This is a genomic window from Micromonospora sp. KC606 (assembly GCF_004348675.1).
Taxonomy (GTDB): domain Bacteria; phylum Actinomycetota; class Actinomycetes; order Mycobacteriales; family Micromonosporaceae; genus Micromonospora.
This window is the reverse complement of sequence record NZ_SMKN01000218.1, coordinates 1-9786: the sequence shown is the minus strand read 5'-3', so window position 1 is coordinate 9786 and position 9786 is coordinate 1. Positions and strand designations below refer to the sequence as shown.

At 72.9% G+C, this 9786-nt stretch carries 9 protein-coding genes; 5 read left to right on the top strand and 4 right to left on the bottom strand.

Translation table 11 applies throughout. The annotated features are described in order from the left end of the window. The first annotated feature begins 131 nt into the window (after nt 1-131). On the top strand, nt 132-1193 hold the full coding sequence (locus tag E1193_RS26735; RefSeq protein WP_132185947.1) for a hypothetical protein: 1062 nt from the start codon (nt 132-134) through the stop codon (nt 1191-1193). A gap of 34 nt (nt 1194-1227) precedes the next feature. Here E1193_RS26735 and E1193_RS26730 read toward each other — a convergent pair whose 3' ends face one another. Then, complete coding sequence (locus E1193_RS26730) at nt 1228-1740, bottom strand: hypothetical protein (protein WP_132185946.1); 513 nt, start codon at nt 1738-1740, stop codon at nt 1228-1230. Between the two features lie 205 nt (nt 1741-1945). Here E1193_RS26730 and E1193_RS26725 point away from each other — a divergent pair, with 205 nt between their 5' ends. Next, complete coding sequence (locus E1193_RS26725) at nt 1946-2173, top strand: helix-turn-helix domain-containing protein (RefSeq protein WP_132185945.1); 228 nt, start codon at nt 1946-1948, stop codon at nt 2171-2173. Nucleotides 2174-2274: 101 nt separating this feature from the next. After that, nucleotides 2275-2868, top strand: a complete 594-nt coding sequence (locus tag E1193_RS26720; RefSeq protein ID WP_132185944.1) for an Rv3235 family protein — start codon at nt 2275-2277, stop codon at nt 2866-2868. A 133-nt stretch (nt 2869-3001) separates the two neighbouring features. On the opposite strand, the gene secA is transcribed toward E1193_RS26720, so the two are convergent. Next, entirely contained in the window at nt 3002-5893 is a 2892-nt protein-coding gene (gene secA / locus E1193_RS26715; protein WP_132185943.1) for a preprotein translocase subunit SecA, read from the bottom strand. A 168-nt stretch (nt 5894-6061) separates the two neighbouring features. On the opposite strand from secA, the gene E1193_RS26710 reads away from it, so the two are divergent. Together E1193_RS26710 and E1193_RS26705 are read left to right on the top strand one after the other, a co-directional pair. Continuing rightward, entirely contained in the window at nt 6062-7216 is a 1155-nt protein-coding gene (locus tag E1193_RS26710) for a GNAT family N-acetyltransferase (protein WP_132185942.1), read from the top strand. Continuing rightward, nucleotides 7213-8322 carry a GNAT family N-acetyltransferase gene (locus tag E1193_RS26705; protein WP_132185941.1) on the top strand — a complete coding sequence of 370 codons (1110 nt, stop codon included), beginning with the start codon at nt 7213-7215 and terminating at the stop codon, nt 8320-8322. Before E1193_RS26710 ends, E1193_RS26705 begins: the two co-directional genes overlap by 4 nt. Nucleotides 8323-8367: 45 nt before the next feature. Here E1193_RS26705 and raiA read toward each other — a convergent pair whose 3' ends face one another. Then, nucleotides 8368-9006: a ribosome-associated translation inhibitor RaiA gene (gene raiA / locus E1193_RS26700; protein WP_132185940.1), complete on the bottom strand. Its 639-nt coding sequence runs from the start codon at nt 9004-9006 to the stop codon at nt 8368-8370. 255 nt (nt 9007-9261) lie between these two features. Beyond that, nucleotides 9262-9786, bottom strand: a 525-nt coding sequence (locus E1193_RS26695) for a ComF family protein (RefSeq protein ID WP_132185939.1), incomplete at its 5' end; no start/stop codon positions are given.

Sequence of the window (9786 nt, the reverse complement as noted above, 5' to 3'; positions counted from 1 at the left end):
GCCCGGCCCCCCGCGAACCGCGAGCCCGGCCAGCCCGGCCCAGCCGGTGACCACCCTGCGCCGCGTACGCTTGTTGGCCGGTGACCTGCCCGGCCCGCTGGCACGTCGGGCGCGGTGGCGAAGGGGAGAGCATGAGCAACCAGCCCGGCAGCTCGACGGCCGCGGAGCCGGACCAGCCGGACACCACCGACCCGGTTGACGAGGCCCTGCCCGCCATCGGCGAGGCAGCGCACCCGGCTGGCGGCGTCGCCAACCGAGACGGCGAGGTGCGACCGGCGGCCGCCCCCGGCGCCGCCGTGCTGGCACTGCTGGCGGTCGGTTGGCTGGCCGCGATGCTCTGGTCGACCCGGGAGGCGATCCACTCAGCGGCGGCCGGGCTCACCGCCATCAGCCTCTCCGCCTTCGCGCTGCCCGGGGTGATCTCCGCCGCACTGGTGGCCGGCGCGGCCGTGGCGCTGGCGGTGGGCGAGCTGCTGGCCCGCAGGCTCGGTGACCGGGCCACTGCGCGCTTCGTGCTGGCTGTCGGCACCGGACTGCTGGTCGGGCTCGGCACCGCGGTCGCGATCAACCTGACCTACGCGGACAATGCCACCACCAACACCATCGCCGGCACCAGCGCGGCGGCGGCCATCATCGGCGCGGCGATCGCCGGGGCGCGCACCGCAGCCCCGGTCGGGGCTATCGTCACCGCCACCCTCGGCACGCTGCTGTTCGTGGTGGCGTTCAGCCGTGCCCGGGATCCGCTCTTCGCGCTCTTCGGCGCCGACGGCTCCCAGGCGTCGCTGGTCGATGCCGCCAAGTGGGTCTCCCGCACGGAGTCCCTGCTCGCGGGCCTGCTCGCCGGGTTGCTCGCCTTCGGCTACCTGACCTGGGCCCGCCGCCGGGCGGTCCGGCGCGATCCCGCGACGCCGGTGTCGCGCTGGCCGGTGTACCTCGCCGCCGGGGCCGGACCGGGCCTGCTCCTGCTGCTCACCGAAGTGATCATCAGGGTCGGTGGCCGGACCCTGCTCGACCTGGCCGGGGCGCTCAGCGAGGCCGACGCGGTCGCGCAGACCAGCCTCGGCACCTCACGGATCGACAATGGCATCTGGATGCTCTTCGTGGGGGCGCTCACCACGTTGATCCTCTTCGGCCGGACCCTCAACCCGGCCCGCCTCGACGTCGACGACGAGCCGGAGACGGCCGAGGACTGAGCCGCCAGCCCGGTGACGCGGGCTCAGCCCCGGGTCAGGACGTCGCGGCGCGGATCAGTAGGTCGAGCTCGGACGGGTCGTACCACTCCAGCTCGTGGTCCTCGGCGCCGTCGACGACGAACTGGGCGTCCGGATCGCCGGCCAGGGCCTCGGTCACCACGTCGACGGCGGCGGTGACGTCCTCGACCGCCGCCGTCCCGTCCATGTGCAGCGCCGCCACCGCCGTCACCGGCACCGGGTCGACCAGCAGCACACAGCTGGAGCCGAGTTCACCACCGGCACGGCCGACCATCGACGGGGGCAGGTCCACCGAGACCACCACCCGGCGGCGGGGCGCGGCCGGGTCCGCCCGTAGCAGCTGGAGGGAGTCCTGGGCGGCCCGGGTGAACGCGACGTACTCCAGCTCCTCCTCGTCGCCCTCGGCATACCACTCGCGCAGGGCGGGAGTGACGGCGTGCGCCTCGGCGGCCGGCAGCCCGTGCTCGCGCAGCAGGGTCAGCATCGGCACGGTCGCCGGGACGTACACCCGGACCAGCTGGTCGCCCACCGTCGTCTCCCCCGATCGTTCGTCGACCGGCAGGTCCGCCGGTCCCCGGGCGCCGATCGTACGCCGCAACCCGTCATACACCCCGCACCCATCCCGACGGAAGCGCGCCGCACCGGGCCCGTGCGCCGGGCGGCAGGCCGGTGCTGGGCCGCGTCGGCCAGCGGTGGCAAACTGAGGCAAACGACGCCAACACCGGGGGTTGACCGTGGAGCCGAGGTTTCTCCTGCTCTCCGACGTGGCCACCGAGCTGAACGTGTCGGACTCGCAGGTCTACCACATGGTCCGCAGCGGCGAGCTGCCCGCGATCAAGATCGGCGGGCGCGGACAGTGGCGGGTGGAGCGCGTCCGGCTGGAGGAGTACATCCAGCGCAAGTACGCCGAGACCGCCGAGTGGGTGCGTGGCAATCCCCTCGCCGACCGCGACGCCGAGTAGTCGCACCACCGCCGTGGGCATTGACGCCGGGCATTGCCGTACCCAAGAATTGGGGCCAGTCGGAGGCAAACGAAGGCAAACGCAACGATCAGGGGGAACCGATGGTCGACTCGCGCCGTCCCGGGCCGTCCCGGCCTCCGATCCGGTTACGCCCGGCCCCGCCCAGCGACCCGCCGTACGCCGACGAGGCCCCCGACCTCTGGCCCCGACCCGTCGGTCAGCTCGCCCTCGACCTCTTCGGCGCGGCGCACCAGCCGGCCGGGCGACCGACCGGCCGGCGGCACGATCCGCGACCGCTGCCGACCCGCCCGGGCCGGCTGCCCGGTGGACCGCCCCCAGGAGCCCTGGCCACCGCCACGCCGGAGGCCACCCGGGCCGCGCAACGGTTCGTCGGCACCTGTCTGGAGATCCTCAACGGCTACCGGCCACCCGGGCAGCTCCGCGCCCTGGTCGCCCCCGGGCGGGTGATCGAGGTGACCGAGCAACTGGCCCGCGCCACGTCCCGCACCGGGCCGGTCCGGCGGCGGGCCACGCGCCCCACCCTGCACCTGCGCCGGCTACGGGTCTGTGAGCCCCGGCCCGCCGCCGTCGAGGTGGCCGCCGTGCTCGCCGGCGCCGGCCGGAGCTGGGCCATGGCCGTACGCCTCGAGCACCGTCGCGGCAGCTGGCTCTGCACCGTCCTCCAGGTGCTCTGACCGGCGCAGCCAGACCCCGCCGCCACCAGCCCGCGGGGCGAGCGGGCGCGGACAGCGGCGGAGCCGCGGCCCCGGAGGACCGCGGCTCCGCTCGCGGATCGACTCGACCCGGAACCCGGGCCGCCGTCGGAGGTCAGGCCCCGCCGTTGGGGGAGCCGTGGCAGCGCTTGTACTTACGGCCGGAACCACACGGGCAGGGGGCGTTGCGGGACGGGCCACCGCCCTGTGCCTCGCCCGGGGCGGCACGCCGCGCGGCGCTCGCCGCGGCCATCGCCTGCCCACCCAGCGGGCTGCGCGGCCCCACCTGCGCGGCCGGGCGCTCCGGCTTCGCCACGCTGCCGGCACGCGGAGCCGACGGCTCCTGCTCGGGCCGCTCGATGACCGGAGTGCCCCGACCGGCCTCGCCGTCCACGCTCGGGGCGGAGTACTGCAGACCCAGCTGCTGCGGCGCGCGGCTGAGGCCCTTGGCGCGGATCTCGACCGGCTTCTCCAGCAGCTCGACCTCCTCGGCCTCCGGCTCCTGGACCTGCACCTCCAGGTTGTAGAGGAAGCCGACCGTCTCCTCCTTGATGCCGTCCATCATGGTGGCGAACATGTCGAAGCCCTCGCGCTGGTACTCGATGACCGGGTCGCGCTGGGCGTACGCCCGCAGGCTGATGCCCTCCTGGAGGTAGTCCATCTCGTAGAGGTGCTCGCGCCACTTGCGGTCGATGACCTGGAGCAGCACCATCCGCTCCAGTTGGCGGACCGCCTCCTCGCCGAGCTGCTCCTCGCGCCGGTCGTACGCGGCGTGCGCGTCCTCCTTGAGACGGGCGAGCAGGAAGTCCTGGTCCATTCCAGCCCGGGAGCCGACCTCCTCCTCCAGCTCCTCGACGGTGACGCCCACCGGGTAGAGCTGCTTGAGGCTCGCCCAGAGCTGGTCGAGATCCCAGTCCTCGGCGTACCCCTCGCTGGTGGCGCCCACGGCGTACGCGGTGATCACGTCATCGATCATGTTGCGGACCTGGTCGGAGAGGTCCTCGCCGTTGAGCACGCGCAGCCGCTCGGCGTAGATCACCTGGCGCTGCTTGTTCATGACCTCGTCGTACTTGAGGACGTTCTTGCGGATCTCGGCGTTCTGGCCCTCGATCTGCGCCTGGGCGCTCTTGATCTGGCGGGTGACCATCTTCGACTCGATGGGCACGTCCTCCGGGATGTTGAGCCGCTCCATCACCGCCTCGACCGCACCGGCCCGGAAGCGCTTCATCAGCTCGTCCTGGAGGGAGAGGTAGAAGCGGGACTCCCCCGGGTCGCCCTGGCGGCCGGCACGACCGCGCAGCTGGTTGTCGATCCGGCGGGACTCGTGCCGCTCGGTGCCGAGCACGTAGAGGCCCCCGGCGGCGGCGACCTCCTCGGCCTCCGTCGCGCATGCCTGCTTCCAGGCGGGGAGGACCTCCTCCAGCGCCTTGGCGTACTCCTCCTCGTTCTCCACCGGGTCGAGGCCGCGCTGGCGCAGCTCGCTGGCGGCGAGGAACTCGGGGTTGCCGCCGAGCAGGATGTCCGTACCACGGCCGGCCATGTTGGTGGCGACGGTGACGGCGCCCTTACGCCCGGCCTGGGCGACGATCTCCGCCTCCTGGGCGTGGTACTTGGCGTTGAGCACCGAGTGCGGGATGCCCCGGCGGCGCAGCAGCTGGGAGAGGATCTCGGAATTTTCCACCGAGACGGTGCCGACCAGCACGGGCTGGCCCTTCTGGTGCCGCTCGGCGATGTCCTCGATGACGGCGTTGAACTTGGCCCGCTCGGTCTTGTAGATGACGTCGGCGCGGTCGTGCCGGACCATCGGCCGGTGCGTCGGGATGGTCACCACGCCGACCTTGTAGACCTTGTTGAACTCGCCCGCCTCGGTCTGCGCGGTGCCGGTCATGCCGGACAGCTTCTCGTACAGCCGGAAGTAGTTCTGGAGGGTGATGGTGGCCAGGGTCTGGTTCTCCTGCTTGATCTCCACCCCCTCCTTGGCCTCGATCGCCTGGTGCATACCCTCGTTGTAGCGGCGGCCGTGCAGGATACGGCCGGTGAACTCGTCGACGATCAGGACCTCGCCGTCGCTGACGATGTAGTCCTTGTCGCGCTTGTAGAGCTCCTTGGCCTTGATGGCGTTGTTGAGGTACCCGACCAGTGGGGTGTTCACCGACTCGTAGAGGTTGTCGATGCCGAGCCGGTCCTCCACCTTGGCGACACCGCGCTCGGTGACCGCGATGGTGCGCTTGGAGTGGTCGACCTCGTAGTCGCCCTCGCCGTCCTTGCCCGGCTGGAGGCGGGCCACCACGGCGGCGAACTCGGAGTACCAGCGGGCGGAGTGCTCGGCCGGGCCGGAGATGATCAGCGGGGTCCGGGCCTCGTCGATGAGGATCGAGTCGACCTCGTCGACCACCGCGAAGTTGTGGCCGCGCTGGACCAGCTCGTCCTTCGACCAGGCCATGTTGTCACGCAGGTAGTCGAAGCCGAACTCGTTGTTGGTGCCGTAGGTGATGTCGCACTCGTACGCGGCCCGGTGCTCGCTGGCCGGCCGGTTGGGCAGCACCACGCCGACGGTCAGGCCGAGGAACTCGTGCACCCGGCCCATCCACGCGGCGTCGCGCTGGGCCAGGTAGTCGTTCACCGTGATGACGTGCACGCCCTCGCCGGAGAGCGCGTTGAGGTAGACGGCCATGACCGAGGTGAGGGTCTTGCCCTCACCGGTCTTCATCTCGGCGATGTTGCCGAAGTGCAGCGCCGCGGCGCCCATCACCTGGACGTCGTAGGGACGCTGGCCGAGCACCCGCGCGGCGGCCTCGCGGCACACGGCGAACGCCTCGGGCAGCAGGTCGTCGAGGGTCTCACCGTCGGCGAGCCGTTCCCTGAACTGGTCGGTCATTCCCCGCAGCTCGTCGTCGGTGAGGTTGACGTAGTCGTCCTCGATCGAGTTGACGGCGGCGGCGATGGCCTTCAGCCGGCGCAGCATGCGGCCCTCGCCGGCGCGAAGGACCTTTTCCAGAATCGACACGGATCAACGCTCCCCTAGACAGTCTCGACCCATCGTAGGCGCTCCATCGGCGTGATGGTCACTGGTGGCGGTGGTCCGGCCCGGCGAAAACGACATAACGCACCCGTCGCGGAGCCGCCGACGCATATCCGGTTACGCCCACCGCGAACGATCCGGCACCATGCCCGGATGGAGCCTGTGGAGATCACCGAGGCCGGCCTGCTGCTGCGCCCCTGGCGAGCCGGCGACGCCGACGACGTGCACCGCGCCTGCCAGGACCCGGACATTCAGCGCTGGACCACCGTACCCCGCCCGTACCTGCCGGAACACGCCCACGGTTTCGTCACCGAGCACAGCGGGCGGGCCTGGGCCGAGGGCACCGGCGCGCCGTTCGCGGTCTGCGACGCGGCCACCGGTGAGCTGCTCGCCGCCTGCGGTCTGGTCTCGATCGACCGCACCCTGGACTCCGGCGAGCTCGGCTACTGGACCGCGCCGTGGGCGCGCGGTCGGGGCGTGGCGGTGCGGGCGTCCCGGGCGGTCGCCCGCTGGGCGTTCGACACGCTGCGGCTGCGCCGGCTGATCTGGCAGGCCGAGCTGGGCAACCACCACTCCCGGCTGGTCGCGCTGCGGGCCGGCTTCCGGGTCTGCGGCGAGCTGCCACTGGCCCGCCCGCACCCGGACGGCCGGCGTGACGGTTGGATCGGCTCGCTCCTGCCCGGCGAGGTGCCCGCCCCCGGCGAGCCCGGCCCGGCCGGCCCGGAAACCCTGGACGCGCGGCGCGCCGCGGTCTTCGGCCGGCCGCAGCCGATCCTCTTCGCCGACGCCGGCGACACCGAACTGCGGCTGCGCCCGGTCGAGGCCGGCGACCTAGACGCGATCGTCGCCACCTGCCGGGACGAGCAGACCATCAGGTGGACCACCGTGCCGCACCCGTACCAGCGGCAGCACGCCGAGGGGTTCCGGCGGGACTTCGCCGACCTCGCCTGGGCCCGGGGCACCGGGGCGTTCTTCACCGTCGCCGACGGGCAGGACCGCTACCTGGGCTCGATCGACCTGCGGATCGACACGGACCCGCTCGGCGGCCACGTCGGTTTCATGACCGCCCCGCACGCCCGGGGCCGGGGTCACATGACCGCCGCCGTGGGCGCGCTGACCGCCTGGGGCTTCACCACACTGGGGCTGGCCCGCATCGAGTGGTTGGCCATGGTCGGCAACACGGCGTCCCGGCGGGTCGCCGAGAAAGCCGGCTTCACCGTGGAGGGCGTGCTACGCGCCCGGTTGCCCACCCGGGAGGGTCGCGGCGACGCCTGGATCGCCGCGCTGCTGGCGGAGGACCTGGCGTGATCCCGGAGATCATCGAGACGTACGGGATCCGGCTACGCCCCTTCCGGTCGGCAGACGCCGAGGACCTCGCCGCCGCCTGCGCCGACCCGCTGACCCAACACTTCGTTCACGGCATGCCCTCGCCGTACACCGAGGCCGACGCCCGCTGGTGGATCACCGAGGGCGCGCCCTCGGTGAGGGCCACCGGCGGGGCGGCGTACGCGGTCGCCGACGCCGCCACGGACCGGCTGGTCGGCGGCGCGGGCATGAGCCAGGTCGTGCCGGGGCGCAGGCAGGCCGAGGTGGGATACTGGGTGGCGCCCTGGGCGCGGCGTCGCGGCGTCGCGACCGCCGCCACCCGCGCCCTGGCGGCGTACGCCTTCCGCTCCGGCCTGGCCCGGCTGGAACTGCTGGCCCACGCCGAGAATCCGGGCAGCCAGCGGGTCGCGCTCGCCGCCGGTTTCCGCCACGAGGGGGTACGCCGGGCAGCCGGCCGGTCCCGCGACGGCGCCCCGGCCGATCTGACCGCCTGGGTACGCCTCGCCGGCGATCCCGATGCTCCGTCCGCTCGCCCCCTGCCGGACCTGGCCGGCGGCCGGCTCACCGACGGCGTGGTGATCCTGCGCCCGCTCGGGCCGGACGACATCGACGTCATGTACCGCCTGCACACTCTTCCGGAGGTGGTGGCGAACCAGGCTCCGCCGGTCCCGCCGACCCGGGCCGCGATCGAGCGACGCTGCCGGACAGCGGAGAGCGCCTGGTTGACCGGCGCCGTCGCGCGCCTGCTCATCGTCGACGCCGCCAGCGGCGAGCCGGCGGGCAGTTGCGGGCTGTCCTGCTCCGCCCCGGCCGCCGGCGAGGGAGGCGTCGGCTACGCGCTGTCGCCCGGCTGGCGCGGCCGTGGGTACGCCACCCGCGCGCTGCGACTGCTCGCCGGTTGGGCGTTCGGCCCGGTGGGGATGGCGCGGCTGGTCGCCGGCACGCTGCCGGCCAACACCGCCTCGCACCGGGTGTTGGAGAAGGTCGGCTTCCGCCGGGAGGGCCTGCTGCGCGGGCGACTCCCGGGTCTGGACGGCACCCGGATCGACGACCTGGTCTTCGGGGTGCTCCCGGAGGAGTTGCGCTGACTCCGGCCGTGGTGGCGGCGCGGGCCGCCACCACGGCGGCAGCGGTCAGGCGTCGAGCGCGATGATGCCGTAGTCGTACGCGTGGCGTCGGTAGACGACGCTCGGCCGGCCGGACTCCTTGTCCTGGAACAGGTAGAAGTCGTGCCCGACCAGTTCCATCTGGAACAGGGCTTCGTCCACCGTCATCGGATCGGCCGGGTGCACCTTGGCCCGGGCGATGTGCCAGGGCTGGTCGTCGTACTCCTCGGTGGTCTCCTCGGCGCGCTCGGCCACGGCGGTGGCCGCGCCCGCGTTCGGTGCCGACAGCCCGGGCCCGTCGAGGCCGACCACCGGCAGGCCGGCGGTGGCGGCGGCGACGGAGATCGGCGCGTGCCGGCCCCGGTGTACGCGGCGACGGTCGGCCGCCCGGCGCAGTCGGGTGTCGAGTTTGGCGATGGCCGCGTCGAGCGCGCTGTAGAAGTCGCTCGTGCAGGCCTCGGCACGGATCACCGGCCCCCGCGAGACGCAGGTGATTTCCACTCGTTGGCAGGTGTCGGACTGGCGGGGATTGCGTTCGTGGAACAACTCCACGTCGACTCGGATGAGCTTGTGGTCGTAGCGTTCGATTTTCGCGAGCTTCTCCGCTACGTGCACCCGGTAATGGTCCGGCACCTCGACGTTTCGGCCCTTGACCACGATGTCCACGTGACCTCCCTCTTTCGGATGGCCGTCTGATCTTCTTCCACCCGGCCGACGGACCTAGGGAGTCTCCCCGTGCGGCGTCGACCGGTCAGTGCGGCTACGCCTCCTTCCACCGTCGGGGGGAACGGGATGTGGCACCTCGTACCCCCGACACCGAAACGCTAACTCCGATTCGCCCGGCAGTCACCCCTGGTTGTCGGTAACGCTCAGAAAATTCACAGCTCTTGCCACCAAGGGGTGAAAAGGAGTCACGAAGCGTCACCATTGCCGTCGTTTTTGCGTTGCGCCCAGCACTGCCGCGACATATGGCGTCATTCCCATGGCGCGCAAAGTCCGACTCACCGCCGCCAGGGTGGCTCCGGTGGTGAGGATGTCGTCGAGCACCACCACCGTCCGCCCCATCGCCGACCACCGCCGGCCGCCCCGCGCCCGGAACGCCGACTCGGCCGCCACGGCCCGCCCGACGCTGTTTAACGCCACCGAATCCGGCCGGGGCAGCGCCCGCAGCGGCCGGGCGGTCGCCGCGTCCCAGCCGGCCCCGCGCAGCCGGGCCGTCGCGTGCCGGGCCAACCGGTTCAGGTGGTCGCCGTAGCGGGCCCGGGCCGCCGCCGCGGTGTCCGGCACCGGCACGAGCAGCACCGGCCGCGCCGGCCCCACCGCAACTGCCACCACCTCGGCCAGCAGCGCGCCCAGCGGCAGGGCCAACCCGTGCCGGCCCCGTTCCTTGTACGCCAGCAACGCCTCCCGCAGCTCACCCGCGTACGGGCCGAGTGCGTGGCAGGG

Excerpts from the sequence above, each read along its gene's own strand:
- E1193_RS26735 (WP_132185947.1), top strand. The coding sequence starts at position 132 with ATGAGCAACCAGCCCGGCAGCTCGACGGCCGCGGAGCCGGACCAGCCG.
- E1193_RS26720 (WP_132185944.1), top strand. The coding sequence starts at position 2,275 with ATGGTCGACTCGCGCCGTCCCGGGCCGTCCCGGCCTCCGATCCGGTTA.
- E1193_RS26710 (WP_132185942.1), top strand. The coding sequence starts at position 6,062 with ATGGAGCCTGTGGAGATCACCGAGGCCGGCCTGCTGCTGCGCCCCTGG.